Raw genomic sequence first — 19155 nt, 5'->3', positions numbered from 1 at the left:
AGGGATCCCGCGATGGCGGCCGTCGGCGGAGCGCCGCTCCACGACCCGCTCGCCGTCGCCGCCCTGGTCGAGCCCGACCTGCTCACGGTGCTCCACGCCAGCGTCACGGTGGAGCGCGCCGACCCGACGTCGTACGGCGCCACGCGGTTCGCGTCCGAGGTGGACGAGAGCGGCGGCCGGGTCGGCGTGGCGGTCGCCGCCGACCGGGACCGGTACGTCGACCTGCTCTGCGAGGTCCTGGGGCGCTAGTCCTCGATCCGGCCGCGCAGCTGCTTGGTCCGGCCTCGCTGCCGCTTGTCCTCGAGGCGGCGCTCCTTCGACCCCCGGGTCGGCTTCGTCGGCCGACGCGGAGGCGGTGGGGGCGCGAGCAGCTCGCGCACCCGATCGGCCAGGCGCTCGCGGGCGGTCACCCGGTTGCGGTGCTGGGAGCGGTGCTCGTGGGCGACGACCACGATCGGGCTGCGCAGCTTGGCGCGCACCCGGGCGAGCTGCGCCTCGTCGAGGGCACCGGAGCCGGACGGGTCCCACTCGAGCTCGACCCGGGTGTCGGTCGTGTTGACGGACTGTCCCCCCGGACCGGGGGACCGGGAGAACCGCTCGACCAGCTCGACGTCGGGGATCACCAGCCCGTCCGGCAGGCCGGGTCCGGGTGGGATCCGAAGGTCGTCCACGCCCTAGGAGACCGTGACCGGCACCCCGGAGAGCGCGGCGTTGCCCGACACGTCGAGCCGCTCGGGGTCGGTGAGGTCGTTGATCGACACGCCGGTGACGCTCTCGGCGACGCCGAGCCGGACGCCGTCACGCTGGTGGCCGTAGCCATGGGGGAGCGACACCACCCCGGGCATCATGTCGTCGGTCGCCCGCACCTCGACGACCACCGAGCCGACCCGGGACTTCACGGTCACCGCCGCGCCGTCCTGGAGCCCGCGGGCCTGCAGGTCGTCGGGGTGCATCAGCAGATGGTGCCGCTGCCTGCCCCGGGTGAGCCGGTCGGTGTTGTGCATCCACGAGTTGCAGTCACGCTGGTGGCGCCGGCCGATCAGCAGCAGCTCGTCGTCGCCCGGAAGCTGTTGTCCGCGAAGCCGCTCGAGGTCGCCCATGACCAGCGCGGGCGCGGCGTCGATCCTCTTGTCCTTCGTGAACAGCCGCTGCGGCAGCTGGCCGGCGCGCAAGGGTCCGATGTCGACGCCCTCGGGCCGCTTGCGGAGGTCGCTGATGGTGACGCCGGAGCGACCGGTGCGCAGCAGCATCCCGACGATGAACGTCGGGCTGAGCCGCAGTCGCGCCTCGGTGAGAACCCGCCTCCTGAGCGGCGGCTTCCTCCGCAGCCGACGGACCACGCGGGTGTGGATGTCGCGGAAGATCTCCCAGTCGTGCCGTTGGTCGCGGCCCTTCGGGAACACGGCCGGCGAGAACCGCGCGGTGTCCCGGACCGCCAGCAGGTGGAACGCCAGGTCGTAGTGGTCGCGCTCCAGGTGCGTCGTCGGCGGAAGGATCACGTCGGCGTGCCGGGTGGTCTCGTTGATGTAGATGTCGACGGCCGCGTAGAAGTCCAGCCCCGCGATGGCCCGGTCCAGCGAGACGCCGTCAGGGGTCGAGAGCACCGGGTTCCCGGCGATGGTCAGCAGAGCTCGGACCTGGCCCTCGCCCGGAGTCTCGATCTCCTCGCGCAGCACCGACACCGGCAGCTCGCCGCCGAACTCCGGCGCCTCCCGGACACGCGAGCGGAACCTGTCGTAGTGGCCGCGGCCGAGCAGGCCGCGCCCGACCGCGTCGATCGCGGGGGAGGTGAGCATGGCGCCGCCGACCCGGTCGGTGTTGCCGGTGAGGAGGTTGAGCAGCTGGACCGCCCACTGGCAGACCAGCCCGAACTCCTGCGTCGAGACGCCGATCCGGCCGTAGGCAACGGCCCCGTCCGCGGCGGCGAGCTCCCGAGCGACGCGCACCACCACCTCGGCCGGCACGCCGCTGGCACGCTCCGCCACCTCGGGCGTGAACTGGGCGAGCACCTGCTCGACCTCGGCCAGCCCGTCGACGTACGACGGCGGCCGGGTGAGCCCCTCGGCGAAGAGCGTGTGGAGCATCGCGAGCAGCACCCAGGCGTCGGTGCCCGGACGGACGAAGTGGTGCTCGGACGCGGCCTTCGCGGTCTCCGTGCGACGGGGGTCGAAGACGACCATCCTCCCGCCGCGTGCCTGGAGCTCCCGGAGCCGCCCGGGGAAGTCGGGGACCGTCATCAGCGATCCGTTGGAGGCCATCGGGTTCGCGCCGAAGACCAGGAAGTACGAGGTCCGGTCGATGTCCGGCACCGGCAGCAGCAGCTGGTGGCCGTAGAGGAGGTTGCCGACCACCTGGTGGGGAAGCTGGTCGACCGACGTCGCGCTGAACTTGTTGCGGGTGCGGAAGGAGTGCACCATCGCGATGCCGTGGGTCATCGCGCCGAGGCTGTGAACGTTCGGGTTGCCGAGGTAGATGGCGAGCGCGTCCTTGCCGTGCTCGTTGATCGTGGCCGCGAGCCGGTCGGCGACCAGGTCGAGGGCCTGGTTCCAGGAGATCTCCTCCCAGGTGTCGCCGACCCGCCTGACCGGTCGCCGCAGGCGGTCGGGGTCGTGCTGCACGTCGCCGATCGCGACTCCCTTCGGGCAGATGTGCCCGCGGGAGAGAGGGTCGTCCGGGTTGCCGCGGGCACCCGTGACCCGGCCGTCCTCGATCGTCAGCACGAGGCCACAGACCGCCTCGCACAGGTTGCACACGCCGATCCGCTGCTCCATCCCGGCATCGTCACACACGGCGTCGCCGGCGTCACGCACGCCCGCCGCACGTATCGCAGCGCGGCGGCCGGGTACCTCCAGGACAACCGAAAGGAAGGACCCCATGATGGGCTACGGATTCGGAGTGTTCCTGCTCGCGCTCGGCCTGATCCTCGCGCTGGCGGTGCAGGACATCATCAACGGCGTTGACCTCACCATGGTCGGCTGGATCCTCGCGGGAGCGGGAGTCCTGTGCCTGATCCTCACCGCGGCCAGCACGATGAGGGCACGGTCCACCACCACCTACGCCGACGGCTCGCGGGTGGAGCACGACCACCGCACGCCGCCGGTGTGACGAAGAGGCGTCCGCACGATTCGGTTCAGAGTGACCCCCGCTGTTAGCCTTGGGAGGTTGCCGTCGGCAGGTCCGACGGCGACCTCCTGCCGTTAGAACGGCCGCGGATCCAGAGTGCCCCGGTGAACAGGCCCGGGCGCGCCGCGCAACGAGCGAACTGAGAGGTTGTCCATGGCAGTCGGAACCGACGCTGAGACCAAGAAGAAGATCATCGCCGAGTACGGCACGACCGAGGGCGACACCGGTTCGCCGGAGGTGCAGATCGCGCTGCTGAGCCACCGGATCAGCCACCTGACCGAGCACCTCAAGCAGCACAAGCACGACCACCACAGCCGTCGCGGCCTGCTGCTCCTCGTGGGCCAGCGCCGTCGGCTGCTGAACTACCTGAAGAAGACCGAGATCGAGCGCTACCGCTCGATCGTGGAGCGTCTCGGCCTCCGCCGCTGAGCCATGCGAAGGGATCCACCGGCCAGGTGGGTCCCTTCGCTACATTGCGCTTAACAACTGAATCAACATCCACTGGAGCGATCCGCGTCACTCACGACCCGGTCCTCGGTAGTGATCCTCGCTGTGCACCCCGCGGTGCACCACGTGTTCGCCGGTACAGGCGGCGCACCACGTGCACGCGGCACACAGCGCGGGTCTCGATCGAAGATCGGTCAACCGACGCGGGCGTCGCGGATCGCACCGCGAGCGAAAGAGTCAATTCGTGACTGAACCCGTCATCTCCGCCGTCGAGACCGTTCTCGACAACGGCAAATTCGGCACCCGCACCATCAAGTTCGAGACGGGCCTCCTGGCCCGGCAGGCCGCCGGCTCGGTGACCGCCTATCTCGACGACGAGACCATGCTGCTCTCGGCCACCACGGCCGGCAAGCAGCCGAAGGACCACTTCGACTTCTTCCCCCTGACGATCGACGTCGAGGAGCGGATGTACGCCGTGGGCCAGATCCCCGGCTCGTTCTTCCGGTCCGAGGGTCGCCCGGGCGAGGACGCGATCCTCACCTGCCGCCTGATCGACCGTCCGCTGCGGCCGACGTTCAAGAAGGGCCTGCGCAACGAGGTCCAGGTGGTCATCACCGTCCTGGCGCTCGACCCCGACCAGCCCTACGACGTGCTCGCGATCAACGCAGCGTCGATCTCGACCCAGCTCTCGGGCCTGCCGTTCTCCGGCCCGGTCGGCGGCGTGCGCGTCGCCCTCATCGAGAACCAGTGGGTCGCGTTCCCCAGCCACAGCCAGCTCGAGAAGGCCGTCTTCGACATGGTCGTCGCCGGTCGGGTCACCGAGACCGGTGACGTCGCGATCATGATGGTCGAGGCCGAGGCGACCGAGCAGACCTTCGAGCTCGTCCAGTCCGGTGCCACCGCCCCCTCCGAGGGCGTGGTCGCCGGAGGCCTCGACGCGGCGAAGCCGTTCATCAAGCAGCTCTGCGAGGCTCAGGCCGAGCTGGCCAAGGCCGCCGCGAAGCCCGTCCAGGAGTTCCCGGTCTTCCTCGACTTCGAGGACGACGTGTACGCCGCCGTCGAGAACGCAGTGGCCGCCGAGACTGCGCAGGCGCTGACCATCGCGGGCAAGCACGACCGCGAGGACAAGCTCGACGAGATCAAGGCCTCGCTGCTCGAGCAGGTCGGCGGCCAGTTCGAGGGCCGCGAGAAGGAGATCGGCGCCGCGTTCCGCGCGCTGAACAAGAAGCTCGTCCGCGACCGTGTGCTCCGGGAGAAGGTCCGCATCGACGGCCGTGGCCTCGCGGACATCCGCCCGCTGCACGCCGAGGTCGGCGTGATCCCGCGGGTGCACGGCTCGGCGCTGTTCGAGCGCGGCGAGACCCAGATCCTGGGTGTCACCACCCTCGACATGCTGAAGATGGAGCAGCAGCTCGACACGCTGTCGCCGGAGAAGCACCGGCGCTACATGCACAAGTACGTCTTCCCGCCGTTCTCGACCGGCGAGACCGGTCGGGTGGGCTCGCCCAAGCGTCGCGAGGTCGGCCACGGTGCCCTGGCCCGTCGGGCGCTGCTCCCGGTGCTCCCCTCACGCGAGGAGTTCCCCTACGCGATCCGTCAGCTCTCCGAGGCGATGGGCTCCAACGGCTCGACCTCGATGGGCTCGGTCTGCGCCTCGACCCTGTCGCTGTTGCAGGCCGGTGTCCCGCTGAAGGCATCGGTCGCGGGAATCGCGATGGGCCTGATCTCCGGTGAGGTCGACGGCAAGACGGAGTACGTCGCGCTGACCGACATCCTCGGAGCCGAGGACGCCTACGGCGACATGGACTTCAAGGTCGCCGGCACCCGGGAGTTCGTCACCGCGCTCCAGCTCGACACCAAGCTCGACGGCATCCCCGCCGAGGTGCTCGCCTCCGCGCTCGGCCAGGCCTACGACGCGCGGATCGCGATCCTGGACGTCATGGCCGAGGCCATCGACGCTCCTGAGGAGATGTCGGTGCACGCCCCGCGGATCATCACCGTCCGGGTCCCGGTCGACAAGATCGGTGAGGTCATCGGCCCGAAGGGCAAGGTGATCAACCAGATCCAGGACGACACGGGCGCGACGCTGTCCATCGAGGACGACGGCACGGTCTACATCGGTGCGACCAACGGCGAGGCGGCCGAGGCTGCCCGTCAGGCCATCAACGCGATCGCCAACCCGACGATGCCGGAGGTCGGCGAGCGCTACCTCGGCACGGTCGTGAAGACCACCAACTTCGGTGCCTTCATCGCCCTCATGCCCGGCAAGGACGGCCTCCTGCACATCAGCAAGCTGCGCGGCCTCGCCGGCGGCAAGCGGGTGGAGAGCGTCGAGGACGTCGTGTCGGTCGGTCAGAAGCTCCAGGTCGAGATCGCCGAGATCGACGACCGCGGCAAGCTGTCGCTGGTCCCGGTCGTCGAGGACGAGGGCGGCGCGGAGGCCGACGACGAGGTCGCCGACGAGTCTGAGAAGTCCGAGGCGTGATCGCCGCGTGAGCCGGCGCCCCACCACCCGCACCCTCGAGACCGTCCGGGACGCCTCCGGCCAGGTGACCTCCCAGGTGCGCAGGACCCAGCTCAGCTCGGGCCTGCGGATCGTCACGGAGCACATGGCCGGGGCGCGGTCGGCCTCGATCGGGGTGTGGGTGGGCGTCGGCTCACGCGACGAGTCGACCACCACCCACGGTGCCTCGCACTTCCTGGAGCATGTGCTCTTCAAGGGCACGGGGGAGCGGTCGGCACTCGACATCTCGATCGCTCTGGATGCGGTCGGCGGTGAGTTCAACGCCTTCACCGCCAAGGAGTACACCTGCTTCCACGCTCGGGTGCTCTCCGACGACCTGCCGCTGGCGGTGGACGTCCTCGGCGACATGGTCACCAGCTCGCTGGTGGCGCCCCACGACGTCGACGCCGAGCGGGACGTGATCCTCGACGAGATCGCGATGCACGACGACGACCCCGACGACGTCGTACAGAACCTGCTGGCGGAGCTGGCCTGGGGGGCCCAGTCGCCCCTGGGTCGGCCGATCGCCGGCACCACGGAGTCCATCGAGGCGATGACTCCTGCCCAGATCAGGCGCTTCTACCGCCGGCACTACGTCCCGGGCAACACGGTCATCTCCGTGTCCGGCGCGGTCGACCACGGCGCCGTGGTGAAGGCGATCCGGAAGTCCTTCGCCCGCCAGGGCTGGCTCGAGGCAGAGGCCGCGCCCGGCGACCCGCGCGGCAGCCGTCGCCGGCCGAAGGTGAGCGCTGGCACCGCGCAGGTCGACCGGCCGTTCGAGCAGGTCAACCTCGTCATCGGCCGCGAAGGACTCACCCGCGACGACGAGCGCCGCTACGCGCTGGGCGTTCTCAACACCGCGCTCGGCGGCGGCACGTCGAGCCGCCTGTTCCAGGAGGTCCGCGAGCACCGCGGGCTGGCCTACTCCGTCTACTCCTTCGCCAGCCACTACGCCGATTCGGGCCTCGTGGGCGTCGCGGTGGGCTGCCTGCCCGACCGCCGTGAGGAGGTCCTCGACGTCGTCCGCGGCGAGCTCGACAAGATCGCCGGATCCGGCATCACCGCCGACGAGCTCGCCCGGGGCAAGGGCCAGCTGGTCGGCGGGATGATCCTCGGCCTCGAGGACTCCGCCTCCCGCATGATGCGGCTCGGCAAGAACGAGCTTGTGTACGGCGACGTGCTCGGCCTCGACGACGTCATCGGACGGATCGAGGGCGTGACGCTGGAGGACGTACGAGCCGTGGCCGCCGAGATCTTCTCCCGGCCGGAGCTGCTGGCCGTCGTCGGGCCCGCCTGACGCGGCGTCAGCGGCGCCCGATGATGCCGATGACCGGGGGCTCCTTGGAGTCCACGATGTAGACCCGGAAGCCGGCGTCGCGCAGCTGCGCGGAGGCCTTGCTGAGGATGCCCGGCACCTGGTCGGGGCGGCTCGCGTCGAAGAAGAGGTTGACCGATCCGCCCGGCAGGATGCGCTCGTGCAGGAGCGCGATCTCCTCGTGGGCGTCGCGCACCCAGAACAGGTTGACGTCGAAGGCGAAGACCTTCGTGAGCCGCTTGACCGGCACCCGCAGCGTGGCGAGGTCGATCTGACGCACGGTGAGCCTGCCGGCCTCGATGTGGTCCGCGCAGCGGGCCTTCGTCCGGTCCACGCCGGCCTCGGAGCGGTCGATGGCAAACATCTTGCCCTTGCCCTCGAGACGTCGGCAGATGAGGTCGGCAGCTGCGCCGTTGCCACACCCGATCTCCAGCACGTGGTCGTTGGGCTGGACGTCCATGAAATCCACTGCCCACCTGATCCGGGCCGGGATCTTCTGCACCGCCATGGGGGTCAGCCTGCCAGAACCGCATCCGGGCCGACGCACTACCTTGGTCCCGTGGCTGCAAGTGTCGCGAAGAACGCACCGTCCAGCGCTGCCGGCGCACTCCTCCGGGTCGGGGTGCTCGGCGCCCGGGGCAAGGTGGGCTCCGAGGTCGTCAAGGCCGTCAGCGGCGCCGACGACCTCGAGCTGAGCGCAGAGGTCGACCATGGCGACCCGATCTCGACCCTGACGGAGACCGATACCCAGGTCGTCGTCGACTTCACCCATCCCGACGTGGTGATGGACAACCTCAGGTTCTGCATCGACAACCGGATCCATGCCGTCGTCGGGACGACCGGCTTCGACGAGTCGCGCCTCGAGACGCTGCGCGGTCTGCTGGCCGAGGCTCCGGGCGTCGGCGTGCTGATCGCGCCGAACTTCTCGATCGGCGCGATCCTGATGATGCGCTTCTCCGCCATCGCGGCACCGTTCTTCGAGTCGGTCGAGGTCGTCGAGCTGCATCACCCGACCAAGGCGGATGCGCCGAGCGGCACCGCGCGCCGGACGGCGGAGATGATCGCCGCCGCCCGTCGTGCGGCGGGCTGCCCGCCGATCCCGGACGCGACCTCGACGGGCCTGGACGGGGCCCGCGGTGCCGACGTCGAAGGGATCCGCGTGCACGGCCTGCGGATCCGGGGGCTGGTGGCGCACCAGGAGGTGGTGCTCGGCGGACTGGGGGAGACCCTGACCATCCGGCACGACTCGCTGGACCGGGCGTCGTTCACGCCGGGCGTGCTGTCCGGCGTGCGCAGGATCGCCGGGTTCCCGGGGCTCACCGTGGGCCTGGAGAGCTTCCTCGACCTGGACTGAGCCTGGACCGAGACCTGGACTGAGGCGTCTGCGGACGTGACGGCCGTTGTGCCGGCCGCGGGACGCGCGGCGGGCCCGAGGCCCGCCCGGGCGGTCGCGGGGTCCTGACGAGGCCACAGGGGGCCAGGAAGGCGGCTCCCACCGAGGTCTCGAGGTCCCCGGTCTCTTCGGTCGCCGTCGCCGTCGCCGTCCTGCTGGCGGCGGGGAGTCGACCGCTCAGGCGAGGGCCGTGTGGAGCCGGACCTGCTTCACGGTGCCGGTCCCCGCTTCGTCGGCGAGCTCCCGGGCGGCGCCGTCCGGCGCCCACCCGGCGCTCTCGAGGAATGCCCGGAACGCGTCGTCGGTGGTCTCCACCCAGCACACGGCCCGGTCGAAGCCGTCGGCCACCAGCGTGTCCACGCACGCCTGGATCAGCCGGGAGCCGTGGCCGGTGCGGGTCTCGGCGGGGTCCACCGTGAACTCCGCGACCTCGCCGTCGGTCGCGGGGTCGGCGTCGGGGTCGGTGGCCGGGCCGGTGAGCGCGAAGCCCACCACCCGGTTCCGCTCCAGTGCCACGAGAGCCCGGTGTCGCGCCTCCGGTGGCCGGGTCAGCGAGCCGTGCCACGCCGCGGCCAGCGAGGCCGGCTCGATGCCGCGGTCGCTCAGCAGCGGAGCCAGGCGGTCGTCGTACCTCTCCTGCCACGCGCGGAGCTGCACCCCGGCGATGGCCTCGGCATCGGCGGCCCACGCGATCCGGACGGAGACGTCAGCAGCGACCATGCGGCCATCCTGACAGGCTGGGTCCACTCGATAGGGTCGGGGACATGGAAATCCGCAACCTCGGTGCGAGCGGCCTCAGGATCTCGGCCATCGCGTACGGCAACTGGCTCACCCACGGCTCGCAGGTCGAGGAGGACGCGGCTACGGCGTGCGTCCGCCAGGCTCTGGACGACGGGATCACGACCTTCGACACCGCGGACGTGTATGCCAACACGGCCGCCGAGTCGGTCCTGGGCAAGGCACTCGCGGGAGAGCGCCGCGAGGGCCTCGAGATCTTCACCAAGGTCTTCTGGCCGACCGGCCCCGGCAAGCACAACGACCACGGCCTGTCGCGCAAGCACATCCTCGAGTCGATCGACGCCTCGCTTCGGCGGCTCGGCACCGACTACGTCGACCTCTACCAGGCGCACCGCTACGACCACGAGACGCCCCTGGAGGAGACGATGCTGGCGTTCGCCGACGTCGTCCGTGCCGGCAAGGCGCTCTACATCGGCGTCTCGGAGTGGCGAGCCGAGGAGATCCGCGCCGCGTACGATTTGGCGCGTGACCTGAGAGTGCCGCTGGTCTCCAACCAGCCGCAGTACTCCATGCTCTGGCGGACCATCGAGGCCGAGGTGATTCCGACCAGCCGCGAGCTGGGCATCGGCCAGATCGTCTGGTCGCCGATCGCGCAGGGCGTGCTGACGGGCAAGTACCTGCCCGGCCAGCAGCCGCCGGCCGGGTCGAGGGCGACCGATGACAAGGGCGGCGCCGACATGATCAGCCGCTGGATGAAGGACGACGTCCTCGAGCGCGTGCAGCGGCTGCGGCCGATCGCAGAGGAGGCCGGGCTCTCGCTCGCCCAGCTCGCCGTCGCCTGGGTGCTGCAGAACGACAACGTCTCCGCGGCGATCATCGGCGCCAGCCGCCCCGAGCAGGTCACCGAGAACGTCAAGGCGGCCGGCGTGAAGCTGGACGCCGACACGATGAGGGCGATCGACGACGTGCTCGACGGGGTGGTCACCACCGATCCGTCGCTGACGCGGTCGCCGCGTCGCTCCGAGGCGCTCGCCTAGGGGCCCGCGACCAGCTCGAAGCAGTAGCGGCTGGTGGGCACCAGGTCGAGGCCCTGGTCGGCGCCGAACCGCGCGCAGCTGTCCATAAGAGCGGCGAACCGGCGCTGGAACTCACCCTCGTCGCCTCCGCTCCCGTAGAACGCGTGGTGGTCCGAGAGCGCCGCCATCGGGAACAGCTCCTCGACGATGCCCGCCACGTCGGGCGCGCCCTCGGTGAGCGGCTCGATCACGGGATTCTGCACGTAGCCGAACGTGCCCTGGGTGTCGATCGCCACCTGCGTGTGCCGCTCGAGCCAGTCGGCCCGCCAGGCGTCGTAGGGCATGGACGGGGGGCGGCGCAGGAACGCGACGTTCGCCAGGGCGTCCGCGCGCTCACCGTCCGCGACGGCGGGCGGGACGAGCGGTTCCCGCTCCTCGACCAGCCAGCCGTCAGCCGTCCCGTCCACCCGTCGTACGACGCCGGCGACCGCCGCAGGGTCGCCGGACGTCCACGCGCTGACCACGGCGGTGATCGCCGCGCCGGGGCCGAACCTCATGGCGGGCGCGACGGCGTCGTCGTCGAGGTTCACCTGGACTCGGCTGACGCCCATCCCGGCGAGCGCTGTGCGGAAGTCGGCGCCGAGCAGCGTCCGTCCGAGTTCGAGCCGGTGCAGAGCGAGGATCAGCTTCACGCCCTGCAACCTAGGGCAACCGCGCCCCGTGGGCGCTACCTCGCGTAGTCCTCGGGGAGGGACTGGCCGATCTTCACCCGCGCCTTGGGGAGCCGCATGAACTTCATCTGCATCGCCCGCGTGAGCGCGTAGTAGGTGGTGCCCTTCAGTGGCTCCTCGGGGAACCGGCGACGCAGCTCGCGCCGCAGCCGCCACCGGAGGAGCACCATGTCCACGACGACGAAGAGCACGGTGGCGAGCAGCACCAGGCTGCTGGCCTGGACCAGCGCCGGGCTTCCGGTGTAGCCGAGGATCAGGCCGATGATCATGAGCGGGATGACCATCTCGACGATCGAGAACCGGACGTCGACGTAGTCGCGGATGAACCGGCGCACCGGACCGCGGTCACGGGCCAGGAAGTAGCGCTCGTCGCCGCTCTTCATCGCCTGGCGGATCTTGCGGCTCTCCTCGGCGCGGTACGCCCGCTGCTTCTTGCTCAGCTCGCGGCGGTCCCGTGGACCCTTGGCGCGTGCTCGGGCGGCCGCCTCGGCCTCCTTGCGGGTGGGCGTCGGGCGTCCCTTCCCGCCGGGCTTGGCCGGAGCGGTCTGCTCCTCGACGACGGGGGACTTGGTGCGCTTGAACACGCTCAGGCCTTCCTGACCAGCTGGGTATCAGTCACGGTGGGTCTTGCCGGGGAGGTCGAGCATCCGCTGCAGCGCCACGAGCGCCTCGGCCTCGGTCTTCGGGTCGACCTCGATCCGGTTGACCACGACGCCGTCGACGAGGCTCTCCATCGCCCACACGAAGTGCGGGAGATCGATCCGGTTCATCGTCGAGCAGTAGCAGACGTTGCGGTCCAGGAACATGATGTTCTTGTCCGGATGGGCGTTCGCAAGCCTCTGCACCAGGTTGAGCTCGGTGCCGATCGCCCAGCTGGAACCGGGCGGAGCGGCCTCGATCGTGTTGATGATGTACTCGGTCGAGCCGACGAAGTCGGCGTTGAGGACGACCTCGTGCTGGCACTCCGGGTGCACGAGCACATTGAGGTCCGGGACCTTCGCACGTAGGTCGTCGATCACGTCCACCGTGAAGCGGCCGTGCACGGAGCAGTGGCCCTTCCACAGGATGACCCGCGCCTTGGCGAGCTCCTCGGGGGTCAGGCCGCCGTCGGGCTTGTGCGGGTTCCACACCACGCAGTCGTCGAGGGAGTAGCCCAGCTTGAGCACCGCGGTGTTGCGACCGAGGTGCTGGTCGGGCAGGAACAGCACCTTGGTGTCCACGCCCTTCTGCTGGAACGCCCAGTCGAGCGCGACCTCGGCGTTCGACGAGGTGCACACCACGCCGCCGTTGCGGCCGCAGAAGGCCTTGATCGCCGCGCTGGAGTTCATGTAGGTCACCGGCACGACGAGGTCCTGGACGCCGGCCGCGGCCAGCGCATCCCAGGCCTTCTCCACCTGGGCGATGCGCGCCATGTCGGCCATCGAGCAGCCGGCGGCCATGTCGGGAAGGATCACCTGCTGCTGGGGGCCGGTGAGGATGTCGGCGGACTCCGCCATGAAGTGCACGCCGCAGAAGACGATGTACTCGGCGGCGGGCCGAGCGGCCGCGTCGCGGGCCAGCTTGAACGAGTCCCCGGTCACGTCGGCGAACTGGATGACCTCGTCGCGCTGGTAGTGGTGGCCCAGGACGAAGACCTTGTCGCCCAGCTTCTCCTTGGCGGCCTCGGCACGGGCGACCAGGTCCGGGTCGGAGGCCGACGGCAGGTCGCCGGGGCACTCGACGCCACGCTCGGAGAGCTGGTCGGCGCCGCGGCCGAGTGGCAGCAGCGGGAGGTCGACGGTCGTCATGGCCCAATCCTATTCTGCGGCCGCGTGGCCGCCGATTCCGTGCCGTCGCGGTGCTACAGCAGCGCACCGTGGTGAACGTACGGCGCGGGCGGATCCATCCCGCGCAGGCCCAGGAATCCCGAGGTGGACAGGGACAGCCGCGTGTCGAGGCCGATCTCCACCGCCCAGCCGTTGGCCGACGTGACGTGCCCGATCTCGAATCTGTCGCCCGATCGGGCCAGGCACTCCCAGAGCAGCGTGCGGGCGGCGGTCGCGTCCCGCGCGCCGAGGACGGCGAGGTGGTCGGGGCGGGCGTAGGCGTAGCCGCTGCGCTCTGCCGTCACGACCAGGCTGGTCGAGTCGGCGAGTGAGTCGTGGTCGGGGCCGTGCGGGCCGCCGCGCAGGCGCCGGTCGAGCTCGTCCATCCACTCCCGGTCCTCGGGCGTCCCCTCCCGGACCCCGGAGACGGCCGGCAGCGTTGAGCGGTCGACCGTGCCCGTGAGGGTCATCTGCGGATGCAGCCTGAGCCCGGCCCGGTGGTAGCGACGCAGGGCGCGGGGGTCGTCGGAGGCGGAGAGCATCCATCGTGGGCAGTCGCGGCCGTACTCGACGGCGACCTCGAGCAGCGGCGCTCCGATCCCGGCGCCCTGCCGCCCCGGCTCCACGGCGAAGGTCGCCAGGAACCAGACCTCCTCGCGCCGGGCGCTGCTGGCGAATCCCACGACGCCCGAGGCGTCCTCGGCGACCCACGAGCCCCCGGGATCGGACTCCAGGAAGCGGGCGCTCCGCGCGACCCACGCCGCCGATCGCTCCGGCGTACGTCGCTCCGGCCGCGGCCTGCCCGGCACGTGGGTTGCCACGTCGAGCTCGTAGAAGGCGTCGTCGCTGATCCGCTCCGCCGCCGCGAGGTCCTCAGTCGTCATCGGGCGGATCCGCAGGTCGTCCACGCGGACACGGTAGGGGTCCGCGATGATGGAGCGCATGCGAGTTCTGGTGGCCCCCGACAAGTTCGCCGGCACGTTGTCGGCCGTCGAGGCCGCCGAGGCGATCGCGTCCGGCTGGCGGCGGACGGCGCCTGCCGACGAGGTCGTCCTCGCACCGATGTCCGACGGCGGCCCCGGCTTCGTCGCAGTCCTGCACGCGACGCTCGGCGGCGAGCTGTTGGCAGTGACCGTGGAGTCGCCGCACGGCGACGAGGTGCCGGCCACGCTGCTCGTCGTGGGTGAGACGGCGTACGTCGAGAGCGCCCAGGCCTGCGGCATCCACCTGACCCGGGGGGAGGGCGGCGAGTTCGGGTCGACCGTCGGGGTCGGCACGCTGCTGCTCTCGGCGATGGACGCCGGTGCCCGCCGGATCGTGGTCGGTCTCGGCGGTTCGGGCACCAACGACGGTGGCGCCGGGATGCTGGCCGCGCTGGGCGCCGAGGCGGACGTGTCGCTGGACCTCGGCGGGATCTTCCTCGACGGCGTGGGCAGTGTGGACCTCTCCGTGCCGAGGAGCTTCCTCGCGGGCATCGGGCTGGTCGCTGCGACCGACGTCGACAACCCGCTCACCGGGCTCTTCGGCGCGACCAAGGCCTTCGGCCCCCAGAAGGGCATCGCCGAGCACGGCCTGGTCGAGCTCGACGGCTTCCTCGAGCAGTTCGCGGCCGCGACCGACCGACGCCTCGCGCTCGAGCCCGGCGCCGGCGCCGGTGGCGGGCTCGGCTTCGGCCTGATGCTGCTCGGCGCCCGGCGTGTCTCGGGGATCGAGCTCGTGGCGCAGGCCGTCGGCCTGGAGGAGCAGGCCCGCGTGGCGGACCTCGTCATCACCGGAGAGGGCGCGTTCGACTTCAGCAGCCGGGCAGGGAAGGTCCCGTACGGGGTCGCTGCGGTTGCTGCCGAGGCGCTGCGACCGTGCATCGCGCTCGCCGGGCAGGTCCTGGTCGGCTCCCGCGAGATGCGGGCGCTGGGGATGGATGCCGCCTACTCACTGGTGGAGGCGGTGGGGGAGGACCGGGCGTTCTCGGATCCCGCGGGAGCCCTCTCGGAGCTCGCGGCTCGGGTGGCGCGGACCTGGTCGGCCTGACCGGACCGAGACGGCGGACTGGAACATGTTCTAGATTGCCGGTGTGACTGATCACAGAGCCGACAGGGAGACCGGCGGTGGCGAGCCCGGCACCATCGTCCTCGACACCCTCGGGTGGGGGCACGAGCGATGAGGACGACAGTCCTGCTGGTGGAGGAGCCGGGCGGCGACTTCACGTTCGCCGAGGTCGAGCTCGACGAGCCGCGCGACGACGAGGTCCTGGTCCGGGTCGTCGCGACCGGGCTGTGCCACACCGACCTCACCGTGCCGACGATGCTGCCCGCCGAGATGATGCCGACGGTCATGGGCCACGAGGGCACCGGCGTCGTCGAGGCGGTGGGGTCGGCCGTCACCGGCATCGCGGTCGGCGACCACGTCGTGATGAGCTTCCGCTCCTGCCGGGAGTGCGAGCCGTGCCGGGCCGGCGACGTCGGCTACTGCGACCAGTCGCTGCTCCTCAACTACATGGGGATGCGCGCAGACGGGTCGACCACGATGAAGAGGGCAGGCGAGGCGCAGCCGGGCCAGACGGTGTTCGGGTCATTCTTCGGCCAGTCCAGCTTCGCCAGGCACGCACTGGCCTACGCCGACAACTGCGTCGTCGTCGACAAGGCGCTGGACCTGACGCGCCTGGCCCCGTTCGCGTGCGGGTTCCAGACCGGTGCCGGCACCGTCCTCAACCTGCTGCAGCCCAAGCCGACCGACAGCGTCGTGGTGTTCGGGGCGGGCGCCGTCGGGCTCGCGGCGGTGGCCGCCGCCCGCGGCCTCGACGTGGAGACGGTCATCGCCGTCGACCCGCTGCCCTCGCGCCGCGAGATCGCTGAGTCCTACGGAGCCACGGCCCTCGACCCCACGCAGGAGGGAGCCGAGCCGGTCGAGCAGCGAGTGAAGGCGCTCACGGGCGGCGGGGCGTCGTACGCCATCGACACGACGGCGCTGCCCGGGGTGGTCCTGCAGGCACAGCACGCGCTGCGCCCCAAGGGGATGCTCGTCGCCCTCGGCCTGGGTGCGCCGGAGTACACGATCGACGCGATCGACCTGCTGCAGTCGGGGAAGGTCATCCGCTCCTCGGTCGAGGGTGAGGCGGACCCGCTGGTGACGATCCCGGAGCTGCTCGCCCTGCGCGCCGCCGGCAAGCTCGACGTGGACCGGTTGGTCGCGACGTACCCGTTCGATCGGATCGCGGACGCCGTGGCCGACTCCGCGGCCGGCAGGGTGGTCAAGCCGGTGTTGGTCTGGTGAGGCGCCAGGCGGAGCCACGAAGGCGTGGGAATAACCGTCCGTGTGCGACCATTGGGACTAGTCGAACACCGACCTGACACCTGGAGTGAGCAATGAGCGACCAGTGCGGCTGCGGCACCGGCCACAGCCACGAGGCCCCCGGAGCGACGACCACCACGGTCGAGGCCCCCGTGACCGTGGAGCGCCGCGAGGACCAGATCAACCTGAGCCCGGTTGCGGCTGGCAAGGTCAAGAGCCTGCTGGAGCAGGAGGGTCGTGATGACCTGCAGCTTCGGATCTCCGTTCAGCCGGGTGGCTGCAGCGGACTTCGCTACCAGCTCTTCTTTGACGAGCGCAGCCTCGACGGCGACGTCGTGACGGACTTCGATGGCCTCTCCGTCGTCGTCGACCGGATGAGCGTGCCGTATCTCAGCGGCGCGATGATCGACTTCGTCGACAGCATCGAGAAGCAGGGCTTCACGATCGACAACCCGAACGCCACGGGTTCCTGCGCCTGTGGAGACTCCTTCCACTGATGCCGAGTTGGGACCTTTGAGGTCCCGACATGGGAGAAGCGGCGGCCGATGGCCGCCGCTTCTCTCGTTTTTGTCCCATGTCGGGGCCTCAAAGGTCCCAACTCGGGGTTAGTCCAGATGCAGGTGCAAGGCGTTCGCGAGCCGCTGGGCGGCCTCGGAGATCTCGATCTCGCGCTTGGGGACCTCGCGGGGGAACTCGTCGAAGTGGATGCTGGGGGCGGGGCGGGTGGCCTTGACGGCCGCCTGCTCGAGTCGACGGCTGACGGCCTCGCAGTCGGCACGCATCTCGCCGGGCGTGGAGATCTCTTCGTAGGACGACATGCTTCGACGCTAGGCGTTACCGCGGGGTAGGCCCAGCAGTACCGGTCGGTAGCGACGTGGCGTCTCCGTTAATGTTCCGTGTCGTGACTGCACCCACGGGCTCCTTGCTGATCGCTGGATCCATCGCCACCGACCATCTGATGACCTTCGCCGGCAAGTTCGCCGACTCCCTGGTCGTCGACCAGCTCGACAAGCTCTCGGTGTCCTTCCTGGTCAACGACCTCGAGATCCGCCGCGGTGGTGTCGCGCCCAACATGTGCTTCGGTCTCGCCAAGCTCGGCCTCCGCCCGGTGCTCGTCGGCGCCGCTGGCGAGGACTTCGCCGACTACCGCTCCTGGCTGGAGCGCCACGGAGTGGACTGCGACGCGGTCCACATCTCCGAGAGCAAGCACACCGCGCGCTTCGTCTGCACGACCGACTCGACGATGGCGCAGTTCGCCTCGTTCTACCCCGGCGCGATGAGTGAGGCCAGCCAGATCGAGCTGGCCCCGATCGTGGCGCGGGTCGGTGCGCCGGCCTACGTCGTGATCGGCGCCGACGACCCCGACGCGATGAAGCGCCACACCGCCGAGTGCCGCCAGCGCGGGTACCCGTTCATCGCCGACTGCTCCCAGCAGCTGGCCTTCGCCGAGGGCGACCTGATCCGGGACCTCATCGAGGGCGCGACCATCCTGTTCTCCAACGAGTACGAGTCGCACGTCATCGAGAAGAAGACGGGGTGGAGTGCCGAGGAGATCCTGGCCAAGGTCGACATCCAGGTGACCACGCTCGGCAAGGACGGCGTGCGGGTCACGAAGAACGACGGCACGTCGTTCGAGGTCCCGGCCGCCAAGGACGTCGCGGCGGTGGAGCCCACCGGCGTCGGCGACGCCTTCCGCGGCGGCTTCCTCGCTGCGCTCTCCTGGGGCACCTCCCTGGAGCGGGCCGCGCAGGTCGGCTGCGTGCTCGCCGCCTACGTCGTGGAGACGGTCGGCACCCAGGAGTACGAGTTCACCCCGCAACAGTTCGTCGACCGCGTCCGGGCCTCGTACGGCGATGCGGCCGCGGACGAGATCGCGAAGCACATCGACTGACCGCCGTGGTCAGCTGAGCCGGCGCACCACGTAGCGCGGGGCGCCGTCCTCGGCGGCCTCCTCGCCGACGTACTCCTGGCCGCGCATGCGGCACCAGGCCGGCACGTCGTACCTCGCCGCCGGGTCATGAGCGACCACGGCGAGACGCTCGCCGACCGGCACGCCGGGCAGCGCCTTGGCGAGCTCGATGATCGGGCGCGGACAGGGCAGGTCACGGCAGTCGATCTCGATCATCCCAGGCCTGCCCGTCCGCGGATCTCGGCGACGGCGTCGGTCAGGGCGGCGCAGAAGCCCACGACCTGCTCCTCGGTGGTGTCGCGCTCCAGCGACACCCGGAGGTTGCCGTGCGTCAGCGCGCCCATCGCCGCCAGCACATGGCTCGGCTCCAGCGTCGAGGCCGTGCACGCCGAGCCGCTGGCGACCCCGTAGCCCCTCCGGGCGAGCTCGCTGACGATCTCGTCGCCGCCGACATAGAGACACGAGAAGGTCACCAGGTGGGGGAGCCGGGCGACCGGGTCGCCGACGACCTCGGTGTCGGGCAGGGCGGCCGCAGCGGTCCGGATCCGCTCGACCAGCCGGAACTGGCGGGCCGCGACCTCCTCCCGCTCCGCGACGACCGCCTGGAGTGCCGCAGCGGCCGCGAGCGCGCCCGGGACGTTGGCGAAGCCTCCGAGCAGGTCGAGGCCGTCGTCGCCCGGGAACGGGTTGGTCCACCGTGTCGAGCGACGTACGGCGAGCACCCCGACCCCCGCAGGTCCGCCCCACTTGTGAGCGGAGGCGGCCAGCGCGTCCCACCGGCCGGGCACGGTCGTGTGTCCCACCGCTGCGGCGGCGTCGACGAACAGGGGCACGCCCGCGGGGAGGTCGACCTCGCCCACCGGCTGGAGGGTGCCGACCTCCTGGTT

Annotated in this window: 21 protein-coding genes and 1 pseudogene; 11 read left to right on the top strand and 11 right to left on the bottom strand. The window is 70.8% G+C overall.

Annotation, left to right across the window (positions count from 1 at the left end):
• A pseudogene (locus tag E7Z54_RS03005) lies at window positions 1-249 on the top strand (nucleoside hydrolase); the annotation flags it as partial.
• On the opposite strand, the gene arfB reads toward E7Z54_RS03005, so the two are convergent.
• Both arfB and E7Z54_RS02995 read right to left on the bottom strand, forming a co-directional pair.
• Window positions 246-671, bottom strand: a complete 426-nt coding sequence (arfB, locus tag E7Z54_RS03000) for an alternative ribosome rescue aminoacyl-tRNA hydrolase ArfB (protein ID WP_136431521.1) — start codon at window positions 669-671, stop codon at window positions 246-248. The pseudogene E7Z54_RS03005 and the gene arfB overlap by 4 nt on opposite strands.
• Before the next feature lie 3 nt (window positions 672-674).
• Window positions 675-2771 carry a molybdopterin-dependent oxidoreductase gene (locus E7Z54_RS02995; RefSeq protein ID WP_136431520.1) on the bottom strand — a complete coding sequence of 699 codons (2097 nt, stop codon included), beginning with the start codon at window positions 2769-2771 and terminating at the stop codon, window positions 675-677.
• Between the two features lie 103 nt (window positions 2772-2874).
• On the opposite strand from E7Z54_RS02995, the gene E7Z54_RS02990 reads away from it, so the two are divergent.
• The 4 genes from E7Z54_RS02990 (at window position 2875) to E7Z54_RS02975 (ending at window position 7370) form a co-directional block, all read left to right on the top strand.
• Window positions 2875-3105, top strand: a complete 231-nt coding sequence (locus tag E7Z54_RS02990; protein ID WP_240769490.1) for a DUF6458 family protein — start codon at window positions 2875-2877, stop codon at window positions 3103-3105.
• Between the two features lie 171 nt (window positions 3106-3276).
• Window positions 3277-3552 carry a 30S ribosomal protein S15 gene (rpsO, locus tag E7Z54_RS02985; protein ID WP_136431519.1) on the top strand — a complete coding sequence of 92 codons (276 nt, stop codon included), beginning with the start codon at window positions 3277-3279 and terminating at the stop codon, window positions 3550-3552.
• Between the two features lie 262 nt (window positions 3553-3814).
• Window positions 3815-6055: a polyribonucleotide nucleotidyltransferase gene (locus tag E7Z54_RS02980; RefSeq protein WP_136431518.1), complete on the top strand. Its 2241-nt coding sequence runs from the start codon at window positions 3815-3817 to the stop codon at window positions 6053-6055.
• A 7-nt stretch (window positions 6056-6062) separates the two neighbouring features.
• Window positions 6063-7370 (top strand): M16 family metallopeptidase, encoded by a 1308-nt coding sequence (locus E7Z54_RS02975; protein ID WP_240769489.1) that lies wholly within the window; start codon window positions 6063-6065, stop codon window positions 7368-7370.
• Window positions 7371-7377: 7 nt separating this feature from the next.
• Here E7Z54_RS02975 and E7Z54_RS02970 read toward each other — a convergent pair whose 3' ends face one another.
• Window positions 7378-7896, bottom strand: coding sequence for a class I SAM-dependent methyltransferase (locus E7Z54_RS02970; protein ID WP_136431517.1), 519 nt, complete (start codon window positions 7894-7896; stop codon window positions 7378-7380).
• 51 nt (window positions 7897-7947) lie between these two features.
• On the opposite strand from E7Z54_RS02970, the gene dapB reads away from it, so the two are divergent.
• On the top strand, window positions 7948-8742 hold the full coding sequence (gene dapB / locus E7Z54_RS02965) for a 4-hydroxy-tetrahydrodipicolinate reductase (RefSeq protein WP_206055972.1): 795 nt from the start codon (window positions 7948-7950) through the stop codon (window positions 8740-8742).
• A 216-nt stretch (window positions 8743-8958) separates the two neighbouring features.
• Here the strand turns inward: dapB and E7Z54_RS02960 are convergent, their stop codons facing one another.
• Window positions 8959-9501 (bottom strand): GNAT family N-acetyltransferase, encoded by a 543-nt coding sequence (locus tag E7Z54_RS02960; RefSeq protein ID WP_136431516.1) that lies wholly within the window; start codon window positions 9499-9501, stop codon window positions 8959-8961.
• A 44-nt stretch (window positions 9502-9545) separates the two neighbouring features.
• Between E7Z54_RS02960 and E7Z54_RS02955 the strand changes: the two genes are divergently transcribed.
• Window positions 9546-10556 carry an aldo/keto reductase family protein gene (locus E7Z54_RS02955; RefSeq protein ID WP_136431515.1) on the top strand — a complete coding sequence of 337 codons (1011 nt, stop codon included), beginning with the start codon at window positions 9546-9548 and terminating at the stop codon, window positions 10554-10556.
• Here the strand turns inward: E7Z54_RS02955 and E7Z54_RS02950 are convergent.
• Genes E7Z54_RS02950 through E7Z54_RS02935 form a run of 4 tightly spaced genes read right to left on the bottom strand, consistent with a single transcriptional unit; the run spans window position 10553 to window position 14015 of the window.
• A complete protein-coding gene (locus E7Z54_RS02950) occupies window positions 10553-11227 on the bottom strand; it encodes an EthD domain-containing protein (protein ID WP_168798137.1) in 675 nt (224 codons plus the stop codon). The genes E7Z54_RS02955 and E7Z54_RS02950 overlap by 4 nt on opposite strands.
• A 35-nt stretch (window positions 11228-11262) precedes the next feature.
• Window positions 11263-11850 (bottom strand): DUF3043 domain-containing protein, encoded by a 588-nt coding sequence (locus tag E7Z54_RS02945; RefSeq protein WP_136431514.1) that lies wholly within the window; start codon window positions 11848-11850, stop codon window positions 11263-11265.
• 27 nt (window positions 11851-11877) lie between these two features.
• The gene (gene nadA, locus E7Z54_RS02940) at window positions 11878-13053 is read right to left on the bottom strand and encodes a quinolinate synthase NadA (RefSeq protein WP_136431513.1); all 1176 of its coding nucleotides are present in this window, start codon (window positions 13051-13053) and stop codon (window positions 11878-11880) included.
• Window positions 13054-13106: 53 nt separating this feature from the next.
• Window positions 13107-14015, bottom strand: coding sequence for a GNAT family N-acetyltransferase (locus tag E7Z54_RS02935; protein ID WP_240769488.1), 909 nt, complete (start codon window positions 14013-14015; stop codon window positions 13107-13109).
• Between E7Z54_RS02935 and E7Z54_RS02930 the strand changes: the two genes are divergently transcribed.
• The 3 genes from E7Z54_RS02930 (at window position 14014) to E7Z54_RS02920 (ending at window position 16856) form a co-directional block, all read left to right on the top strand.
• Window positions 14014-15099, top strand: coding sequence for a glycerate kinase family protein (locus tag E7Z54_RS02930; RefSeq protein WP_136431512.1), 1086 nt, complete (start codon window positions 14014-14016; stop codon window positions 15097-15099). The genes E7Z54_RS02935 and E7Z54_RS02930 overlap by 2 nt on opposite strands.
• A gap of 129 nt (window positions 15100-15228) precedes the next feature.
• Window positions 15229-16341: an NAD(P)-dependent alcohol dehydrogenase gene (locus E7Z54_RS02925; RefSeq protein ID WP_136431511.1), complete on the top strand. Its 1113-nt coding sequence runs from the start codon at window positions 15229-15231 to the stop codon at window positions 16339-16341.
• 92 nt (window positions 16342-16433) lie between these two features.
• On the top strand, window positions 16434-16856 hold the full coding sequence (locus tag E7Z54_RS02920; protein WP_240769487.1) for a HesB/IscA family protein: 423 nt from the start codon (window positions 16434-16436) through the stop codon (window positions 16854-16856).
• 108 nt (window positions 16857-16964) lie between these two features.
• Here E7Z54_RS02920 and E7Z54_RS02915 read toward each other — a convergent pair whose 3' ends face one another.
• Window positions 16965-17177 (bottom strand): hypothetical protein, encoded by a 213-nt coding sequence (locus E7Z54_RS02915; RefSeq protein ID WP_136431510.1) that lies wholly within the window; start codon window positions 17175-17177, stop codon window positions 16965-16967.
• Window positions 17178-17317: 140 nt separating this feature from the next.
• Between E7Z54_RS02915 and E7Z54_RS02910 the strand changes: the two genes are divergently transcribed.
• Window positions 17318-18250 (top strand): carbohydrate kinase family protein, encoded by a 933-nt coding sequence (locus E7Z54_RS02910; protein ID WP_240769491.1) that lies wholly within the window; start codon window positions 17318-17320, stop codon window positions 18248-18250.
• Between the two features lie 9 nt (window positions 18251-18259).
• On the opposite strand, the gene E7Z54_RS02905 is transcribed toward E7Z54_RS02910, so the two are convergent.
• A complete protein-coding gene (locus E7Z54_RS02905) occupies window positions 18260-18484 on the bottom strand; it encodes a sulfurtransferase TusA family protein (protein WP_136431508.1) in 225 nt (74 codons plus the stop codon).
• Window positions 18481-19155, bottom strand: a 675-nt coding sequence (locus E7Z54_RS02900; protein WP_136431507.1) for an aminotransferase class V-fold PLP-dependent enzyme, incomplete at its 5' end; no start/stop codon positions are given. The genes E7Z54_RS02900 and E7Z54_RS02905, both read right to left, overlap by 4 nt.

It is taken from the genome of Nocardioides sp. (genome assembly GCF_004803405.1).
Lineage (GTDB): Bacteria > Actinomycetota > Actinomycetes > Propionibacteriales > Nocardioidaceae > Nocardioides > Nocardioides vastitatis.
This window is presented reverse-complemented; position numbering and strand designations above follow the sequence as displayed.